This is a genomic window from Claveliimonas bilis, from assembly GCF_020892095.1.
In the GTDB taxonomy this organism is placed as follows: Bacteria; Bacillota; Clostridia; order Lachnospirales; family Lachnospiraceae; genus Claveliimonas; species Claveliimonas bilis.
Window position 1 is genome coordinate 2,431,202 of sequence record NZ_AP024845.1, and the last position, 19,489, is coordinate 2,450,690.

The 19,489-nt window shown below is 41.4% G+C and carries 19 protein-coding genes; 14 read left to right on the forward strand and 5 right to left on the reverse strand.

The window, feature by feature from the left end; genetic code table 11:
* The first annotated feature begins 68 nt into the window (after positions 1-68).
* The 4 genes from EUBC25_RS11760 to EUBC25_RS11775 all read left to right on the forward strand — a co-directional run bounded on the left by EUBC25_RS11760 (position 69) and on the right by EUBC25_RS11775 (position 3,818).
* Positions 69-500 (forward strand): Hsp20/alpha crystallin family protein, encoded by a 432-nt coding sequence (locus EUBC25_RS11760; RefSeq protein WP_230105671.1) that lies wholly within the window; start codon positions 69-71, stop codon positions 498-500.
* Positions 501-576: 76 nt separating this feature from the next.
* Positions 577-1,602, forward strand: coding sequence for a DnaJ C-terminal domain-containing protein (locus tag EUBC25_RS11765; protein WP_230105672.1), 1,026 nt, complete (start codon positions 577-579; stop codon positions 1,600-1,602).
* Positions 1,603-1,776: 174 nt separating this feature from the next.
* Positions 1,777-2,595, forward strand: a complete 819-nt coding sequence (locus tag EUBC25_RS11770) for a DNA-3-methyladenine glycosylase family protein (RefSeq protein ID WP_230105673.1) — start codon at positions 1,777-1,779, stop codon at positions 2,593-2,595.
* Positions 2,596-2,684: 89 nt separating this feature from the next.
* Positions 2,685-3,818 carry a linear amide C-N hydrolase gene (locus EUBC25_RS11775; RefSeq protein ID WP_230105674.1) on the forward strand — a complete coding sequence of 378 codons (1,134 nt, stop codon included), beginning with the start codon at positions 2,685-2,687 and terminating at the stop codon, positions 3,816-3,818.
* 22 nt (positions 3,819-3,840) lie between these two features.
* Here EUBC25_RS11775 and EUBC25_RS11780 read toward each other — a convergent pair whose 3' ends face one another.
* From EUBC25_RS11780 to EUBC25_RS11800, 5 genes are all read right to left on the reverse strand, one after another.
* On the reverse strand, positions 3,841-5,688 hold the full coding sequence (locus EUBC25_RS11780; protein WP_230105675.1) for an ABC transporter ATP-binding protein: 1,848 nt from the start codon (positions 5,686-5,688) through the stop codon (positions 3,841-3,843).
* Positions 5,675-7,408, reverse strand: a complete 1,734-nt coding sequence (locus tag EUBC25_RS11785; protein WP_334303270.1) for an ABC transporter ATP-binding protein — start codon at positions 7,406-7,408, stop codon at positions 5,675-5,677. The genes EUBC25_RS11780 and EUBC25_RS11785 overlap by 14 nt, the downstream gene beginning before the upstream one ends.
* An 86-nt stretch (positions 7,409-7,494) precedes the next feature.
* On the reverse strand, positions 7,495-7,974 hold the full coding sequence (locus EUBC25_RS11790) for a DUF2798 domain-containing protein (protein ID WP_230105677.1): 480 nt from the start codon (positions 7,972-7,974) through the stop codon (positions 7,495-7,497).
* 240 nt (positions 7,975-8,214) lie between these two features.
* Positions 8,215-8,424 carry a hypothetical protein gene (locus tag EUBC25_RS11795; RefSeq protein WP_230105678.1) on the reverse strand — a complete coding sequence of 70 codons (210 nt, stop codon included), beginning with the start codon at positions 8,422-8,424 and terminating at the stop codon, positions 8,215-8,217.
* A gap of 25 nt (positions 8,425-8,449) precedes the next feature.
* Positions 8,450-9,631: an IS91 family transposase gene (locus EUBC25_RS11800; RefSeq protein ID WP_230105679.1), complete on the reverse strand. Its 1,182-nt coding sequence runs from the start codon at positions 9,629-9,631 to the stop codon at positions 8,450-8,452.
* A gap of 283 nt (positions 9,632-9,914) precedes the next feature.
* On the opposite strand from EUBC25_RS11800, the gene EUBC25_RS11805 reads away from it, so the two are divergent.
* From EUBC25_RS11805 to EUBC25_RS11850, 10 genes are all read left to right on the forward strand, one after another.
* On the forward strand, positions 9,915-11,240 hold the full coding sequence (locus tag EUBC25_RS11805) for an ABC transporter substrate-binding protein (RefSeq protein WP_230105680.1): 1,326 nt from the start codon (positions 9,915-9,917) through the stop codon (positions 11,238-11,240).
* 14 nt (positions 11,241-11,254) lie between these two features.
* Positions 11,255-12,067: a metallophosphoesterase family protein gene (locus EUBC25_RS11810; RefSeq protein WP_230105681.1), complete on the forward strand. Its 813-nt coding sequence runs from the start codon at positions 11,255-11,257 to the stop codon at positions 12,065-12,067.
* Between the two features lie 90 nt (positions 12,068-12,157).
* Positions 12,158-12,925, forward strand: a complete 768-nt coding sequence (locus EUBC25_RS11815; RefSeq protein WP_230105682.1) for a MurR/RpiR family transcriptional regulator — start codon at positions 12,158-12,160, stop codon at positions 12,923-12,925.
* Between the two features lie 57 nt (positions 12,926-12,982).
* A complete protein-coding gene (locus EUBC25_RS11820) occupies positions 12,983-13,867 on the forward strand; it encodes a carbohydrate ABC transporter permease (protein WP_230105683.1) in 885 nt (294 codons plus the stop codon).
* The gene (locus tag EUBC25_RS11825; protein ID WP_230105684.1) at positions 13,857-14,693 is read left to right on the forward strand and encodes a carbohydrate ABC transporter permease; all 837 of its coding nucleotides are present in this window, start codon (positions 13,857-13,859) and stop codon (positions 14,691-14,693) included. The genes EUBC25_RS11820 and EUBC25_RS11825 overlap by 11 nt, the downstream gene beginning before the upstream one ends.
* An 18-nt stretch (positions 14,694-14,711) precedes the next feature.
* Positions 14,712-15,869 carry an ABC transporter ATP-binding protein gene (locus EUBC25_RS11830; RefSeq protein WP_230105685.1) on the forward strand — a complete coding sequence of 386 codons (1,158 nt, stop codon included), beginning with the start codon at positions 14,712-14,714 and terminating at the stop codon, positions 15,867-15,869.
* A 3-nt stretch (positions 15,870-15,872) separates the two neighbouring features.
* Positions 15,873-16,667 (forward strand): HAD-IIA family hydrolase, encoded by a 795-nt coding sequence (locus EUBC25_RS11835; RefSeq protein ID WP_230105686.1) that lies wholly within the window; start codon positions 15,873-15,875, stop codon positions 16,665-16,667.
* A gap of 191 nt (positions 16,668-16,858) precedes the next feature.
* Positions 16,859-18,466, forward strand: coding sequence for a potassium/proton antiporter (locus EUBC25_RS11840; protein WP_230105687.1), 1,608 nt, complete (start codon positions 16,859-16,861; stop codon positions 18,464-18,466).
* Positions 18,467-18,527: 61 nt separating this feature from the next.
* Positions 18,528-19,151 (forward strand): class IV adenylate cyclase, encoded by a 624-nt coding sequence (gene cyaB, locus EUBC25_RS11845; protein WP_230105688.1) that lies wholly within the window; start codon positions 18,528-18,530, stop codon positions 19,149-19,151.
* Positions 19,148-19,480: an antibiotic biosynthesis monooxygenase family protein gene (locus EUBC25_RS11850; RefSeq protein ID WP_230105689.1), complete on the forward strand. Its 333-nt coding sequence runs from the start codon at positions 19,148-19,150 to the stop codon at positions 19,478-19,480. The genes cyaB and EUBC25_RS11850 overlap by 4 nt, the downstream gene beginning before the upstream one ends.
* Positions 19,481-19,489: the final 9 nt, after the last annotated feature.

The window sequence follows — 19,489 nt, forward strand, 5'->3', positions numbered from 1 at the left end:
TGAAGTTCAAAAACAACATTTTCATTTTAGAAAATGCGAATATAAATAAAAGATAGGAGAGATGATTTATGATGATGCCTAGTATTTTTGGAGAGAATTTATTTAATGACTGGTTTGATTTTTCATTTCCGGAGGTGGACAGAAGATATACAGGACGTACGGATCAGATTATGAAGACGGACGTTAAGGAAAAAGACAATGGTTATGAAGTGGAGATTGATCTGCCTGGATTCAAGAAAGAAGATATTAAGGCAGAATTGAAAGAAGGATATTTGACGATCAGCGCTGCCAGAAATGTCAGCAATGAAGAGAAAAAGGAAGGAAAATATATCCGTCAGGAGCGTTTCACAGGCAATGTGAGCAGAAGCTTTTATGTTGGAAAGAATATTACGCAGAATGATATCCATGCGAAATTTGAGAATGGTATTCTTACATTAGACATTCCTAAAGTGGATGAGAAGCAGGTGGAAGAAAACCGTTATGTTACAATTGAAGGATAACCTGCAGAAATTCCCCGGAATGATTTCCGGGGAATTTAGCGTTGGTGAAAAGGCAAAGGATCGGGAGGTGATGTAATTGGAAACAAAAAAAGATTGCTATGAGGTTCTTGGAGTGGATAAAAATGCAGATGCAGGTACAATAAAAAAAGCATATAGGAAATTAGCTAAAAAGTATCATCCAGATACAAATGCCGGCAATCCGCAGGCAGAGCAGAAATTTAAGGAAATTACGGAAGCCTATGCGATCCTAAGTGACCCTGAAAAGAAAAAAATGTATGATCAGTTTGGCTATGCTGCCTTTGACGGCAGCGCACCGGGAGGCAGTGGTTATTCGGGCAGAACATACGGAGGATCTGCAGGAAGCGGTTATCAGGAATTTCATTTTGAAAATGGAAATATGGATGACATTTTTGATGATATTTTCGGCAACTTTTTTCATGGAAAAAAGAAAGACGGTTTTGGAAAAAGGTCTTTTTACAGCAATGATTTCGGCGGTTTTCAAAACGATTTTCATACAGGCGGGTTCAGGCAAAAGGGCGCCGATTTAAAGGCAGAAACCAATATCAGCTTTGAAGAGGCTGTCTTTGGATGTGATAAGATTATAAGCTTCCAGGATCCCAGAGGGACTGACGGTAAGGTACAGACCCTTCAGGTGCATATTCCGGCAGGTATTGACACCGGGAAGAGCATACGTCTGAAAGGGAAGGGAATGCCCGGAAACGGAGGCGGAGAGCCGGGAGATCTTCTCTTGAAAGTGAAAGTAGGAGAAAAGAGAGGATTTGAGCGAAAAGGAACAGATGTTTATTCTACCCTTCAAATTCCCTTTACAACAGCAGTGTTTGGAGGGGAAGCTCTGGTGAATACTCTCTATGGAAATGTAATGTGCAAAATAAAAGAAGGTACACAGTCAGGTACGAAGATCCGGCTGCGGGGAAAAGGGATTGTGTCCCTGGAAAATCCGGGGATACACGGCGATCATTATGTAACAGTACAGATTGAGGTGCCGAGAAATTTAAATCCGGAGGCAAAGAAGAAATTAAAAGAGTTTGAAAAAGCGGCAGGATTGAATAACGGCGGTCATGGAAGGAAGAGTGTAGCTTAAGTTCCAGTCCAGGGTATACAAAATTATCTGTAAGAAGAACCAGAAGGGAAGATCACTGAGAAAGCGAAGGAGCTGTTCTGTGATTTTTCCCTTCCTTTTTTATACACGTGATATAATGATTACATACCCGTGTAGAGGAAAAAGGGTAATTTAGAATAAGGAGACAACCGGAAAATGATAAAAATTACAAAAGAGAACTTTCATCCAGGACAGATCTGCGCATCCGGCCAGTGCTTCCGAATGGATCCTGTAGGAGAGAAGCGGTATGCTCTGATTGCGTCCGGGTATTACCTGGAAATAGAAGAAGTCGGGGATCAGAGCTTTCTTTTTTCCTGTACCAGGGAAGAGTTTGAAAAATTTTGGAGAGGATATTTTGATATGGATGGAGACTATAGCGCCTGTATAAGGGCAATTGATCCTAGGGACAGCTATCTTATGGATGCGGCCCGTTTCGGTTCCGGTATTCGGATTTTGCGTCAGGATCTGTGGGAAATGATCGTGTCTTTTATCGTTTCACAGCAAAATAATATTCGCCGTATCAAGAAAATTCTGGAACTTTTATCACAGAGATATGGAACAAAGATGACTGATTTACAGGGAAAGGAATACTATGCGTTCCCGAAACCGGAAGAACTGGCTCAGGCGGATGAAGAAGCACTTCGGGCATGTAATCTTGGATACAGAAGCAGATATATAAAAAATACGGTAAACAGTGTGCTTTCCGGAGAAGCAGACCTGGAGAAGATAAAAGGGATGTGCTATCAAGAGGCACGCAAGGAGCTGATGAAGCTTAGCGGAGTAGGGGAGAAGGTGGCAGACTGTATCTGTCTTTTTGCACTCCACCATCTGGAAGCATTTCCCGTTGACACACATATCAAAAAAGTTCTAAAAAAGAACTATCCACAGGGATTTCCTTTTGAAAAATATAAAGGGTCGGAAGGAATCCTGCAGCAGTATATTTTTTATTATGATCTGCAGCATTCGGAAATCTGAGATCGGAAACAGCAAATGTGACAGTTACTGCATATTTTTCCTTGCAGCCAGGATATAATAAGGGCATAAGTGAAAAAAGGAGAAATCAGATGGAGAAATGCAGGGAAAACCAGTTGAAGAAGGAGGAAAGAAAGCGGAATGCCAGGGAATTTCTTCTGGCATCTGAGGGAGGATGCAGCGCTATGTCCTGGGAGACAGAAGATGGTCTTGTACTGTGGGGAAGAAACTTCGATTTTAACAGGATAGCGAAAGGGACAAATGTCCTGTATGTCCCGGCGGAGATTCCTTATGATACATGCGGCGGCGTACTGCCGGAAGAAAAGACATTACCCTCAAAGAAGAGGGGAAAATATGCGGCAATTGGAATCGGAGGGCTTTTTCTTTCCGACACGCCTCTTTTTTATGAAGGCATGAACGAGGAAGGGCTGATGGGAGGTCAGCTCTATTTCCGTAAATTCGCCGCATATCCAAAGAACTGTCAGTCCGGACGTATACCGGTACAGCCTTCGGTGCTCCTGACACATGTCCTGTTGCAGTGCAAAGATACAAAGGAAGTAGAAGAAGAACTGAAAAACCGGATCAGTCTTGTAGATTTGCCGATTCTGGGAACTGTGGTGCAGGTGCACTGGATGTTTACAGACAGGAGGGGAAGAAGCATTGTAGTAGAGGAGCGGCGGGATGGTCTTCATGTCTATCCGGATACAATGGGAATCATGACGAACAGCCCGGATTATGAATGGCATCGGTTGAACATCTTAAATTATGTGCAGATCAGGCAGGAAGATTATGGCATAAGGGAGTTTGATGGAGAGAGAGTAGAGCCCTGCTTTTCCGGCAGCGGTACTCTGGGGCTTCCAGGAGATTTTACCTCTCCGTCACGGTTTGTGCGTCTGGCCTTTTTGAAGAAGTATGGGGTGAAGGGAAAGAATGAAAAAGACGGGGTAACAAGGCTGTTTCATATGATGCATCACGCTGCGTTCCCGCCGGGACTTGCAGTGGTCGGCGAACCGGGGGAGAATATGCCGTATGATGAGAGAATGGTTCCCTATGACTATACGATTTACACCTCCGTGATGTGTGCACAGTCGGGAAGGTTTTACTGGACAACTTTTGAGAATATGAATATCCGCTGTGCAGCCCTTGCCGATCTGGAAGAGCGGCAGGAGCCGGTACAGCTTGAATTGAATGGAAGGGACGGATACAGTCAAGAAAGAGTAAGATAACGGAGGTAAATTTAAATACAGATCAGGTCAGCTCAGACATGCCATGATAGAGCTGGTAGTACATGCCTTTTTGAGCCAAAAGTTCCTCATGATCCCCGCGTTCTATGATCCGTCCGTGTTCCAGAACGAGGATGGCATTGGCGTTTCGCACAGTACTGAGGCGATGGGCGATGACAAAGACGGTACGTCCTTCCATGAGGCGGTCCATGCCTTTTTCAATCAGGCGTTCCGTTCGCGTATCAATGCTGCTGGTTGCTTCATCAAGAACGAGAACTGGGGGATCTGCCACGGCTGCCCTTGCAATAGCAAGAAGCTGGCGCTGTCCCTGGGAAAGGCCCTGGCCGTCTCCGGTGATCCATGTGTCATATCCGTCCGGCATCCTGCGGATAAAGGAATCGGCGTTGGCAAGAACAGCGGCTTTCGTTACTTCTTCGTCGGAGGCGTCCAGTTTTCCAAAACGAATATTATCAGCAATAGTTCCGGTAAAGAGGTGAGTATCCTGGAGTACGACAGCCATGGAACGGCGAAGAGACTCCTTACGGATATTACGTATATCAATTCCGTCGTAGGTGATCGTTCCTTTGCTGATTTCATAAAACCGGCTGATAAGGTTGATTATTGTTGTTTTCCCGGCTCCGGTGGAACCGACAAAGGCAATCTTTTGTCCCGGTTTGGCATAGAGGCTGATCTGGTCAAGAATCATTTTGTCCTCCCGGTATCCGAAAGAAACATGGTGGAAGCGTACATCACCTTTTAATGGAGTGAGCATGTGGGAAGAAGTATTCTCCCATGCCCATAGTCCTGTGTGCTTCTTGGATTTGACAAGGGTGTGATCTGCGGTTTCGGCTGCATTGACAAGGACAATGGTTCCATCGTCTTCCTCTGGTGTTTCCTCCATCATCTGAAAGATCCTTTCTGCACCCGCCAGCGCGGAGAGCATAAAATTAGACTGCTGCGTGAACTGGTTTACCGGAAGGGTAGACTGGCGTACGAAGATCAGGTAGCTGGCAAGGCTGCCGATATCTGTCATGCCGTAAATAGCCATAAGAGCGCCCAGGACAGATACTACAGCATAGTTAATATAGGAAATACTGACGACCATGGGAATCATCGTGCTGGAGTAGGAAACTGCTTTTGTACCGGCTTCCTGCAGCAGAGCATTTTTTTCCTGAAAATGTTGCAGGCTGTCAGATTCATGGTTGAAGACTTTTACCACCTTCTGTCCCTGAATCAGCTCCTCAATATATCCGTTCAGTTCTCCAAGGTACTGCTGCTGACGGTTGAAATAGTAGGTGCTTTTTTTCCCGCTGTAGCGAATGTAGAGAAACATAGAGATATAGCCCAGAACAACAAGAAAGCTTAAGCGCCAGTTCAGGACAAAAAGAATTGTCAGTGTCCCCGCAACCTGAATAAAACTCTGGATAATCATGGCAAAGCTGTTGTTCAGGGCATCGGATATGGTGTCCACATCGTTGGTGAAGCGGCTCATGGTATCTCCGTAAGGATGCCGGTCAAAATAGTCCAGGGGAAGTTTTTCCATCGTGTGAAACAGATCCCGGCGAATATCATAGATAATCTTCTGCGCTGCCTTTACCATGGTCTGGCTGTAGCCATAAGAAGAGAGCGCTCCGGCGAGGTAGATGGCGGCAGTAAAAAGGACACCAAAAAGCAGGCCGGAAAAATCACCGGGAACAATATACCGATTGACAAGAGGCTTTACCATATAGGTGCCAAGAAGGTTTGCTCCGGCGCTGATGGTGACAAGAACAGCCACGGCAGCCAGAAGAAACTTATGCATTCCCATATAGGATAAAAGCCTGACGAAAGTTTTTTTCAGATCTTTTGGACGTTTTCTGCTAAGCGTTGCCATTTGTCGTGCCTCCTCTCATCTGAGAATCATAAATTTCCTGATAGACGGGGCAGGATGCAAGGAGCGACTCATGAGTGCCCAGGGCATGAAGGTGTCCGTCATCCAGGATCAGGATTTTATCTGCATGCATGACAGAAGTAACCCGCTGGGCAATGACCAGTTTGGTCATGGAAGAAAGAGCCGAAAGTCTGCGGCGCATTTTTTCTTCCGTGGCGGTGTCAACTGCGCTTGTAGAATCATCAAAGATCAGAATTTTCGGATGCTTTAAAAGAGTACGGGCAATACACAGCCGCTGCTTTTGCCCGCCGGACAAATTAATGCCGCCCTGCTCCAGTCTGGTATCCAGTCCGTCAGGAAAATGGCGGATAAACTCATCAGCGCAGGCAGTATGACAAGCATTCCAAATCTCTGTATCAGAAGCGTCGGGATTTCCCCACTGGAGATTTTCACGGATCGTCCCGGAAAAAAGCACATTCTTTTGAAGGACAATTCCCACAGCGTCCCGGAGAGCACAAAGAGAATAAGAACGGACGTCGGATCCGCCTACAAGTACTCTGCCGCCGGATGCGTCATAGAGTCGGGGAATGAGCTGTACCAGGGTGGTTTTAGAGGAACCGGTCCCGCCGATAATTCCTACTGTTTCCCCGGAACGGATATGAAGGTCGATGTCAGAAAGGGTATACTGCTGTGCGTCTCTTTTATACTTGAAATATACATGTTCAAAGTCGATCCGTCCGTCTGAAATTTCGGTGACAGGATCCTTGGGATCAGAAAGATCTGGACATTCGTCAAATACTTGATTGATTCGCCGTGCACTGGCAAGAGATCGGGTAAGCATAAGAAATACGTTGGAGATCAGCATGAGGGAATTGACGATCTGCAATACATAGCTTAGAAAACCGGTAAGCTGCCCTACCTGCATCTGTCCGGTCCTTATAAAGTTTCCGCCAAACCAGAGAATCAGCACAATGGCAGTGTACATGGTGGCCTGGAAAGCAGGGAGATTGAGAACGGCAAAGTGAAAGGTAGTGCGGCTGGTATCTGCAAGAGAGTGGTTAGCCTTTTCAAAAAATTCTTCTTCATACTCCTCTCTTACAAAAGCCTTCACAGCACGGATGGCGGTGAGATTTTCCTGGATAGCGGCATTTACTCTGTCCATGCATATCTGCAGTCTTCCGTACAGAGGCGCGACTTTTCGCACAATGAAAAAAAGGATGACTCCAAGCACAGGGATGCAGGCAAGGAAAACAAGCGAGAGTTTTGCATTCATCAGGAAAGCAAGAAAAAGTCCGAGAATGAGCATAACAGGACCTCTTACCATCGGCCGTATTCCTCCGGTGATCGCATTTTGTATCACGGTGATATCGGTTGTCATACGAGTGATCAAAGAGGAGGTGGCAAAATGATCCAGATTGGAAAAGGAATATGTCTGAATACGGGCAAATTCCTGTTCGCGCACAAAAGCACCAAAGCCAAGGGCGGCTTTGGCGGCAAATTTTGCGTAAAACAGTCCTGTAATGAGAGACAGGACAGCACAGATTCCCATCTGCATACCTTTTATAAGAATATAATGTATATTTCTGTTTGCCACTCCCACATCGATGATGTCGGCCATGATCAGAGGGATGACAAGTTCAAATCCGGTTTCCGCGATAATAAAGAGAATACTGAGAATAAATTCCCGCCTGAATGGCCCGAGATGAGAAAAAATCCGTTTCAGATCATGCAAGATAAGGACTCCCTTCCTCATTTATAAAGATATTATAGCAGGGTTAGGAAAGAAAATCACGAAATAATTTCCTCTCTTTACAGAGTACATTCCTGAAGCTGCCGGCGGAAGATCAGGCGGAACAGAAATCTGACAAGCGGACCGCAGAAAAAAATCTGCCAGCAAAGCGCCATGGGAAAATTGATGGCTACTGTCTGAAGCCACACTGCTGCAATCTGCACTCCAGCTTGCTTAAAGATGAGGGTTGCCCACAGACTCATGGAAGGACACATAAAGCATACAGTGACACCAGCGCGCACAAGAGTGACAAGTACAGGATGATCCCTCTTTGGATCCACCATACGAAACGCAATTCCGGAAGCAATCCGATCCATCAGAAAATAGCTGGTTGCAAAGCACAAAGGAATCATAAAAGGAAGTTCCGACAGTGCATGGATAAAGCAGGAATTAGACATGCCTCCCTGAAGGAGAGCGGTATTATAAATTTCCATCGCAAGTACCATAAAGAAAGACATCAGTAAAGTAAAAATGATTTCCTGAAAACGATTTTTTGGCATATGCATAACCTCACATTCTATTGTTTTTTTATTTAATAGGAAATTTCTTTCCTATTAAATAAAACGCTCCGCGGGATGCGCACTCGCGAGAAGTGGAAGTTGCCGCTAAAGCGACCGCGCTCGGCGCGAGAGTTCCGCAAGGGAACTCTTTCTTACTTTATAGGAAAGTTCAACTTTTGCTGAACTCTTGAATGAAACTAGCCCGCACAAAGGCGGGCATAGGAAACAGACGATTTTGTTTTAGAAAATATAAAAACCTTCTTCGCCAAAACCGTCATCATCCAGATCGTCAAATTCGTGTAAGAAATAATCCATGTCCAAAAGGTCATCGTCGCTCATATCACGGATTTCATCAGAGGTCATACCTTCTGGAGGATTTTTTATATACTGTTCCCGAAGTTCCTTTGCAAGTTCTGCCTCAGTAATTCGTTTGATATTGTCCGCCTCCATTTCTGTATCAGATATATTGATTGTATCACGCAGAAGGAGACGATGGAAGAAAAGAAAAAGAGGCAGGAGCCCGGCACCGATGCTTTCGCATAACCTTTTCGTATAATTCATGCAAAGGAACCGGTCTGTGGTTGAAATATAATTCAAGAAAAAGCATGGTCGTACCACAGGAAGGACACTTTAAAGGATCATATCCGAAGGAATGCAGGATGGAATCCCGCCAACGGTTAAAAGAAAGAAATATCTTATGCTTTTCCCTTGAAATAGCCCGGCGGAGGTATTTGTCAGATTTACGGTGCCTGGCATAGATGCCATAGTAACGGATCATTTTGAAATGTTTTTCCGGGATATGCTGGGTAAGCCTGGCTATGAAATCAAGGACCGGGATGGTTTCAGAGACCAGTTTTTCATCTTCATGCCGATGATAATGAAAGGTAACAAATTCGCCATCATAAGAATCAATGCGGGAGGTTGCGATCACAGGGCGTCCGAGATAACGGCCAATGTACTTGATCACGTGAGATGGATTACATTTGTTGGGTAAGGCCCGGACGTAAAAACCATTTTTGTGATCGGCATAGACAGAAGCCTTAAGCTTTTTAAAAGGGTCACCGATCCTGGAATGTAATTCGTTGAGAAGAACGGTCTGGAAAGAATCCCGCAGGAGTTTGTAGTTGAAGTGCTTTTTGTGGCGCCAGCGCAGAGAGAGGCCAACGCCGCCTTCGGAAACGAGACAATGGATATGAGGATTCCATTTCAGATCCCTGCCAAAGGTATGAAGGACACAGATAAAACCAGGAGTAAAGCGTTCAGCATAGTTATCTTTGAGGAACATACGGGAGACGACGCGGTTGACAGCAGAAAAGAGGCAATTTAAGAGCGAACGGTCCTGCAGGAACAGAGGACGGAGTTCTCTGGCAATGGTAAACACACAATGGCGATGCTGGACATGGATGATTTTAAAAGACATCGAGGTAGTCCTGTCAATGGAATACATGTTACCGCAGGAAGGACAGAAGCGGGAGTGACAGCGAAAAGGGAGAAACTTAAGATTACCGCAGGAAGGGCAGGCATACATGGTGCCACCAAAAGAGGGATCGCCGCAATGGATCATTTTTTCTACATTTTCGATGACAGAGTCACGAGGATGTTGGATATAGAGCATTTCTTCAAAATGGTCTGTAAAAATCTTCTGTAAGATATTCATAAGACTATTATGAAGGAAAAAGACACAAAAAGAAACCCCTAATCCCCTCAAGATTGAGGGGCGGGGGAGTTGAAGTGTCGAAGACACTTTTTTATGGATGAAAGCGTCAAAGAATGATTCACATACATATATGTTTCTTACAAAAACTTTACATATGATTTACTGAATGATGATAGTTGGGTGATAAGGCACATGGTATTATAAAAATGAACTTAGTTCCGCGGATATGATAAGAAAATGAAATAAGTTCTTTGTTAAGTGAATAAAAACAAGGAGGAAGAACATGAGAAAAAAGAAATTAAGAGGAGTAGCAGTTGTATTATCATGTGGTTTGACGATGGGAATGTTAGGAGGCTGTGGTATTGCAGGAGAAGGAGAGGCAGAGAATACCAAAAACAATGAAGACAAAACAGTAATTGAGTATTGGCATATTAATTCGGAAACTGTAGGTGGAAAAACGGTTGATGAATTAGTAAAGGAATTTAATGAATCTAATAATGAAATTGAAGTAGTAGCGCGATACAATCCAGAGGAATATAAAGGATTAATGCAGAATTTGCAGGCTGAAACAGCAGCAGGTAATGCGCCGGCTGTAGTACAGATAGGATGGACTTATTTGAATTATTTCTCGAGTAATTTTGATTATGTTTCACTACAGAATATAATTGATGAATTTTTCCCGGAAGATAGTAGTTTTATTACAGATAATTTCAATGCTAATATTTTAGAATTGGCGCAAAATAGTGATGGTGAGCAGGTGGGAATGCCTTATTCTTTAAGTACACCGGTTTTGTTCTACAATGCTGATATATTAAAGGAAGCGGGGCTTCCAGAAGAGGGACCCGAAACATGGGAAGAAGTGGAAGAATTTTCAAGTAAAATAAAAGAAAGCACAGGTAAGTATGGCCTGTATATGCGTGAAGGACCTGATAGTTGGAATCAACAAGCATTGTTGGAAAGTAATGGCGCACAGATTATTTCAGAAGAAGACGGGAAATATAAAGCTTCTTTTGCTTCTGAAGAAGGGGTTGAAGCATATACGATGTATGCTGATATGGTATCTGACCAGGAAGCATTGCACGCAAGCTGGGAAGAAGGATTTCAGGCATTTATTAATGGAGAAGTTGCTATGTTGCATACTACGATAGCATATATGGCAACGATAGAAGATACGGCACAGTTTGATGTCAGAGCAGTAAGTTCACCCGTGTGGGAAGGGAAAGATCGAGTTGTACCTGCAGGAGGATGCTTCCTAGCTATTACTGCGCAAGACGAAGAAGAACAAAAGGCAGCATGGGAGTTTGAAAAATATCTGTACTCTGTTGAATCAATGGCAAAATGGACCGAGGGAACCGGTTATGTTCCTCCGAGAAATAATGTAATTGAGGCAGAAAACGGATTAAAAGATTTTGTAGAAGAGCACCCTATGTTTACAGCGGCGGCAGATCAAATGAACGGTGTTGCTTCATGGGCATCTTTTCCAGGTGATGCAGGTCTGGAAGCAGAACAAATGTTAATTGATATGAGAGATCAGATATTAAGCGGAACCGTAGACATAGAGAAGGAAATGAAAGAAACACAAGATTCCATTAATCAGATTATGGAATAGAAAGAAGGAAAATAATGAGTCAACTTCATTTTGCACAATTATCAGATACGCATATAAGAAAAGATTACAGTGTAGGATTATTGAGCGGCATGTTCACTTCATTATTATCTCCGGATGAAAAGCTTAGAAAAATATTGTCTGTCGTTCAAAGCCAACCCCTTGATTTTATTGTGATAAGCGGTGATTTAGTTCATGAAGGAGAAGAAGTTGACTATCACCAGTTTAAAAAGATTTTGGATGAGTCAAGAATCCAGGTGCCGGTTTTACTGGCGCTTGGAAATCATGACAATAAAGAAGCGTTTTGCAATGTATTTGAGCAGAAGCTAACTCATGGAAGGTACTATTATTTTTATCAGATACGAGAATGGAAGATTGTTGTGTTAGATAGCGCAGACAGGGAACATGGAGTGGGTGAAATTGATGACATTCAGATAGAATGGCTGGAACGGATTTACGATAAAAAGGACAAAATAGTTGTTTTCGTGCATCACCCGCTTTTTTGGGATGATTATTTGCTTCAAATAGGAAAAAATGGAAAAAGATTACAGAAATTTTTGTCACGTTCAAATGTAAAAGGTATTTTTTGTGGTCATGTACATAGGAACAGTATGAAGATAGAAAAACAGATTTGCCAATTTACAGTAGAATCATCTGCATGTGGGTTTGATTATATTGAGAAAGGTATTTCAGAGCAGGAAAGAAGTGGCTATCTTTCTTGTATAATGGACAATGATGGGATGAAAGTAGAAAATTGCATATGTGGAACTAAGGAGGTTTACCAAATACCAAAGGAGATTTTGAAAGAAGTATTGGATAAAAAGGAGTAAAAAAATGCAGAAAGCAGAAAATTGTATTTTGTTAATACAAAGTATGTATCCTAGTTTTCATCGTGTAGAAAAAAAATTGCGGATTACATTTTGGAAAATTCAGAGGAAGTGGTAACACTTTCAATATCGGAGTTGGCAAAAAATCTTGAAGTTGCAGAATCCAGCATTGTGAGATTTTGTAAAATACTGCATTTGGGTGGATTTGGAGAATTGAAACTCAATTTGGCATGCCGTCCAAAGGAAAAACCGGTTCTTCCGTTTGGGAATGTAAAAAAGGATGACAGTACGGCAGAAATATTAGACAAGGTCTTAGGGGCAAGTATACAAGTGTTAAGCGAAACTCGAGATTTCATAAATCATAAAAAATTTGGTGAGGCCGTGGAATGTATACGAAATGCAAATAAAATTATTTTTTGTGGAATGTATACATCTTCTACAATTGTGCATGATGCGTACATGCGTTTGTATCGAATTGGATATCCTGTTTTTTGTTTTACAGATCCATATGAAGCGAAGATAGCCGCCAGTATGCTGGATGAGAATTGTGTAGTTTTGGGAGTTTCTCATACCGGAAGAACAAAGGAAACGATAGAGACCTTGCGTTTGGCGAAAGAAAATGGCGCAAAAGTAATTGCGCTGACAAGTTTTGTAAGGAGTCCTATTTTAGATGTCGCGGATATTTCACTTGTAATTTGTTCTTCAGCTTCTGAAGGAGTCATGGAGGCAGTATCATCTAGAATTAGTCATATTGCAGTAATGGATGCTCTTTGTACTTGTCTTGGAATTTCCAGATATGAGCAGACTACAAAAAGAATTGAGAAAAACTCGGAAATTATTAATAAAATGAGATTTGAATAGACTTGAGAAATCTGTCTTTGGATAATTAGCAGGCAGATACAATGATTGGAGAGCGTTATGAAAAAAATAAAACAAAAAGGTCTGGGGTATCTTTTTTTAATTCCATCGATTTTAGCATTTGGGATTTTTATGTTTTATCCCATGGCACAGACGATATATTTAAGCTTTTTTGATTGGAATCTTGTGAGTTCTACAAAAGAATTTGTTGGTTTAAATAATTATATTACTTTATTTACAGATTCAAATACATGGAAAATTCTACAAAATACATTAGTATATATTCTTATATTATTAATTGCTAATATGGTGATACCATACATTTTATCATTTATATTGTCAGTGATTATTAAGAAGGGGAAAAACTTCTATAAAGCCATATTTTTTCTTCCAAGTGTAATATCACTTGTGGTCGGATCTATTTTATACACATGGATATTAAATCCAGTGTCTGGACCTATAGCAATTATATGTAATAATTTTGGAATAACCATTCCTGTGTGGTCTAAAACGGAAGGCTGGGTGATTGCAGTATTATGTATTATTACTTCGTGGAAAGCATTTGGATACAATTTTATAGTTATTTTAGCAGGGGTATCTGGAGTATCGCAGGAAGTGATTGAAGCTGCTAAATTGGATGGTGTTTCTACACTTAAGATTTTCAAGGATATCATTATTCCGATGAGTTCTGCAACAGGAATTTACGTATTCATATATACTATTGTACAGGGGCTGCAGTACGTTTATACACCTATAAAAGTCATTACCCAGGGTGGACCTAATTATGCCAGCTCAAATTTGATATATATGGCGTATCATGAGGCGTTTACTCTGTATCGAACGGGTTCAAGCTCCGCTGTGGCGGTCATTACAGTGATTATTTTTATGCTGCTTCTTGTTTTAGAATTTCGATTTGTAGAGAAAGGAGTTTACTATGAAAACTAGACACAAGATAAAAGACTTGCAAATTCCTTGGCATATCCTTTTGGGAATTATGGTAATTACATCTCTTTTCCCAATTGTATTTGCAATCTGCAACTCATTTAAGACAAATCAAGAAGCTGTTAATACAGTAATGAGTTTGATACCTCAAAACCCTACAATAGAAAACTATTTTCAAGTTTTTGAAAAATTACCATTTGTTCAAATTACAGTGAATACATTTGTGATTGCAATAATAGTGACATGCCTTAAAACGATTACGAGCTTGCTGGCGGCATATGCATTTGTCTATTTTACATTTAAAGGGAAAACGCTGATATATTTTATCATGCTGAGCACAATGTTTATACCGTTTACTGTTACCATGATTCCTAATTATTTATTGATTTCAAAATTAGGATTGTCAGATTCCATTTGGGGTGTTATGTTGCCACAGTTTGCAGATGTGTTGGGAATTTTTATGTTGAGGCAGGCAATGAGAGGCATCAATAAGTCACTAGTTGAAGTTGCAAAATTAGATAATATTGGAAATTTCAAGATATTGAAAGACATTGTATTGCCATTGGCTCGTCCGGCAGTTATTTCAACAGGGATTATCTTTTTTATTAATTCTTGGAATGAATATGTATGGCCGGTTTTAATTCTAAAGAGTAAAGAAAACTATACCTTATCCTTAGCGCTGCAAATGTTTGTCAGTGCAGAAGGTGGGACAAATTTTTCTCTAGCCATGGCGGTGTCTGTTATGACGATGATAATTCCTCTGATATTATATCTGATTTTTCAAAGATACATTATTAATACGTTTGCAATGTCTGGCATTAAAGGATAGGAAGGTTTGGGATAAGGAATGAATAACAAGAATACTAAAGAGATTATATTCGAGCAGGTAGATAAATGTTACGGTAAAAATTATGTAATAAAAGATTTTAATCTGCAAATAAAAGATGGAGAAAGGATTATTCTTCTGGGACCATCTGGATGCGGAAAATCTACAACATTAAGAATTATAGCAGGGTTGGAAGATATTAATTCAGGTAACTTATATATGTCAGGAAAACGAGTAAATGATGTACCGTGCGGCGAAAGAAATGTGGCAATGGTGTTCCAAAACTATGCTTTGTATCCACATATGACTGTGGCCCAGAATATTACATATGGTTTAAAAGCCCATAAAATTGAAAAAGGTGAAATTAAAAAAAGGTTAGATGAAGCATTAGAAATGCTTGATTTAGTAGAATATGCCCAAAGAACACCCAAGCAGTTATCTGGTGGACAAAGGCAACGAGTGGCATTGGCGAGAGCGGTGGTAAAACGTTCCCCATATTTTCTATTAGATGAACCGTTGTCTAATCTGGATGCGCAATTAAGACTTCATGCAAGAAAAGAGCTGGTGAAAATACATGAGAGATATCACCAGACTCTGGTTTATGTGACTCATGATCAGATTGAGGCCATGACTGTGGGGCACAGAATTGCATTGTTGAACAAAGGAGAACTACAGATGATAGATCATCCATCGGTGATTTATAACCGTCCGGCAAATATCTTTACAGCAAAATTTATTGGATCTCCATCTATGAATATTGTGGATGCGAAATATGGATCAGGGAAATTATGGATAGGAAAACAAAGTGTTCATATACCGGAAATTTGGTGCAAACAAATACTATGTGCTGAGACGGAGAACCTATTATTAGGTATTAGACCCGAACATTTGATATTCAGTGATAAGCAAGAACAAGATACTTTGTGTGCGACAGTAAAATATGTGGAAGATTACGGAAATCGATATGGTGTTTATCTTGAGGTAGAGGGAATAGAGTTGATTGCATTGTGTGAAGATATGGTTCCACAGTGTGGTAAAAATGTCTATATCAACCTAAATCCAGAGAAAATTCATTTGTTCAAAAAAGAAAATGGGAAATCAATCGGATATCCAAAAGAAATTCCAATGCTTATGAGCATTCACATGAATGAGGTAAATGTAAATAAAAAGGAAAAATGAAATATGTTGCAAAAAAAGAAACTTTTCCTATTTGATATCGATGGTACAATAGCTTTAGGAAATCAATTGATAAACGGTGCAAGAGAATTACTGGATTATCTAGTGGAAAAGAAAAAAACTATATTTTTTATAACGAATAATTCTACAAGAAGCCAGCAGGATTATGTTGCGTATTTTGAACAATGGGGGATAGCAGTATCTGAAGAAATGTTTATGACGGCAGGCGTTTTAACGGCAGAATATTTCAAAAAAAATTTATTTGATAAGAAAATTTTTCTTATGGCAAGTTCTGAATTGACAGAAGAGTTTGCAAAAAGAGGATTACATATTGTAGATCATTATGAAGAAGATATTGACTGCGTATTAATCTGCTTGGATAAAACTATGACTTTTCAAAAACTTGCGGATGCCTGCCGCTTGCTACAGGATGAAAATGTTTTATTTTATGCAACTAATATGGATTTGAGCTGTCCTACAGATTGTGGAGTTATTCCGGATTGTGGTTCAATCTGCAAAATGATTGAATGTGTTACAGGAAGAAAACCAAGATATATAGGAAAACCGGCACCTGATATTGTAGAGTTATGCTTAAAGAAGACAGGCTGTAATTCTGAAGAAGCGATTGTCGTCGGTGACCGTATTGATACTGACATGGTATGTGCACAAAATGCAGGAGTGGAAGGCGCATTACTACTAAGTGGTGCGACTTCCAAGAAGGATATGGAAAATAGTAATATTTTGATATCTTATGTATTTGAAGATGCAAAGAGCCTCTTAGAAAATTTGCTGATAGGATAAAATCAGATGGTTCACATAGTAAATATACCCGGTTATTGCAGGAACTGCAACCATGGACATGTAGAATACTTTTTGTTATAATAAATCCATCTTTCTAAAAACAATAATCTTTTGCCATTATCTGGCAATATTCAGTCAAAAATTTAGTAACTTTATATATCAATAATAGATTTGAGGGAAGTGGTGATTGTTTGAATGAACCTTTATTGTTGATGGGAGTTGTGATTTTGATCTGTATTCTGCTGAATCAGTTGCTAGAGAAAATTCCTGTCCCATCGCTGTTGATTTTTATTGCACTGGGCATGTTTTTTGGGGAAAACGGAGTTCTGAAAATTCCATTTGACAATTATGGAGTGGTTAATGTAATTTGTTCCATCTGCCTGATTTTTATTATGTTTTATGGCGGGTTTGGGACTAATATTCTGACAGCCCGTCCGGTACTGGCTCCCTCCATTCTGTTATCGACACTTGGTGTTATAGGAACCGCCGGAGTAGTAGCAATGTTTGCACATTTTGCATTAAACCTTCCCTGGCTGGAATGTTTTCTGATCGGCTCCGTTATTTCTTCAACAGATGCGGCTTCGGTTTTTAACATCTTACGTTCACAGAATCTGGCTTTGAAATATCACACAGACTCTTTGCTGGAGGTGGAGTCCGGTTCCAACGCCCCCATGTCCTACATGCTTACTACGGTTGCTATTGCGTTTCTGAGCGGAGAGTCTGTTTTGGTTCCGCTTTTATTGGCACAGCAAATCATTATTGGAGTTTTTTGCGGGATTTTGATGGGGTATCTGGCGGTAAAGCTGCTTCATCGGCAGCTTCTTCCTTCGCAGCAAAGCCATACCATTTTCCTACTGGCGGTTATGTTCCTTGCCTATACCATTCCGGCACAGCTAAATGGAAATGGCTATCTGAGTATGTATTTATGCGGAATCTGGATTGGAAACTCCAATCTTCCTAAAAAGAAATATCTGGTACATTTTTTTGATGTGTTGACACATGTGGCACAGGTGCAGATTTTCTTTTTACTTGGTTTGCTTGTAACTCCTGTAAAGCTTCCGTCTGTCATTGTGCCGGCGGTTATTCTGATGGTATTTTTAACATTGGTTGCAAGACCGGTAGTTTGTACAGCACTGTTAGTTCCGTTCAGGGCAAAACTTAGACAGATTGCGCTGGTATCCTGGTCCGGACTTCGAGGTGCGGCGTCAATCGTATTTGCGATTTCCGTGGTCCTTGCTGGCGTGGAAACAACATACAATTTCTACAATCTTGTATTCTGTATGGTATTGTTATCTATCTCCATCCAGGGGACTTTGCTTCCGGCAGTAGCGAAAAAGCTTGCTATGATTGACCTGACGGCAGATGTGGGCAGTACCTTCAACGATTATCAGGAAGACAGTGATATCAGTTTTATAAAACTTCGGATTGATGCAGGTCATGCCTGGTGCGGGAAAACACTTGTTGATCTGCAGTTTCCAGCTGATCTGCTGGTTGCTATGATTGTGCGGAATCATGAAATTGTCATTCCGAACGGTGATACCAGGCTGGAAGTGGGAGATTTGCTTGTGCTTGCGGCTCGAAGCTTTGAGGATCGGGCAAAACTGGCACTTCGTGAGGTTGTAGTAGAGCGTGGAAAGCAATATGCCAACAGGCCTCTGTCACAGAGCTTTCGCGAAAAATCCAACCGTGTAATTTTGATAAAGAGAGGGATTCAAACGATTATTCCGGATGGAAGCACAGTAATCCAACCGGGGGATATTCTGGTACTGACTCAGTTCATCAATAAAAAGCAGATATAAACGAAGGGGCTACAATTTTAGAAGTGGAAGATGATTATTTGAATATTATTAGAGGGGCCTGATGAATAACAAAACGGAGGTTAAGATAGAAATGAGAAATGAATACACACCGGTGGAAGTGGAAGTGAAGATACCGGTGTGCAGTCTGGAAGACACTATAAAGCGTCTGGAACAAGATGGATTCTGCCTGGCGGGTACATGCCGGGAAGAGGACGTGTATTATAACAGCGCACATTATGATTTGAGGGAACATGACAAAGCTCTTCGGATTCGCCGGGTAACAGATTTGGATACGGGAAAAACCAGGGCAGAATTCAACTGCAAAGGTCCGAAACTAGATCAGGTATCCGTCTCCAGAATGGAGCTGGAGATGCATCTGGAAACACCGGAGATTCTAGAGCGGATCCTGGAAGAGCTTACATTCCTGCCTGTACCATGCGCTGTCAGAAAGACACGTTTCACCTATACCAGAGGAAGAGTTACCGTGGCCGTAGATCGGGTAGAAGGCCTGGGAAATTATCTGGAACTGGAGATCATAGGTCAGGGAGAGGAGCAGAGGCCAGCCTGCCTGAAAGAGATTGAAGCAGTTATGAAGGAACTGGGGTATGAACAGAAAGACACCATAAGAACTTCTTATCTGTCCATGTTGCAGAAGAAAGAAGAGGGCGAGGTGCAGAAGAAATGAGTATAACAGTAAATTTATATTATACGGGAGAAAAGGGAAATGCGAGAAAATTTGCAGAAGAAATGACAAAGAGCGGGATGGTTGAAATGATCCGCAATGAAGAAGGGAATCTTCGTTATGAGTACTTCATCCCTCTGGAGGATCCGGAAACCGTCCTGTTGATTGACAGCTGGAAAGGTCAGGAAGCCATTGACCGGCATCATGCATCGCCCATGATGGAAAGGATTGCTGAACTTCGAGAGAAGTATGATCTCCATATGAGGGTGGAAAGGTACCTTTCAGATGAAGAAAGAATCTCCGAAAAAGACAGGGCATATATTCGAAAATAGCTGAAAGGA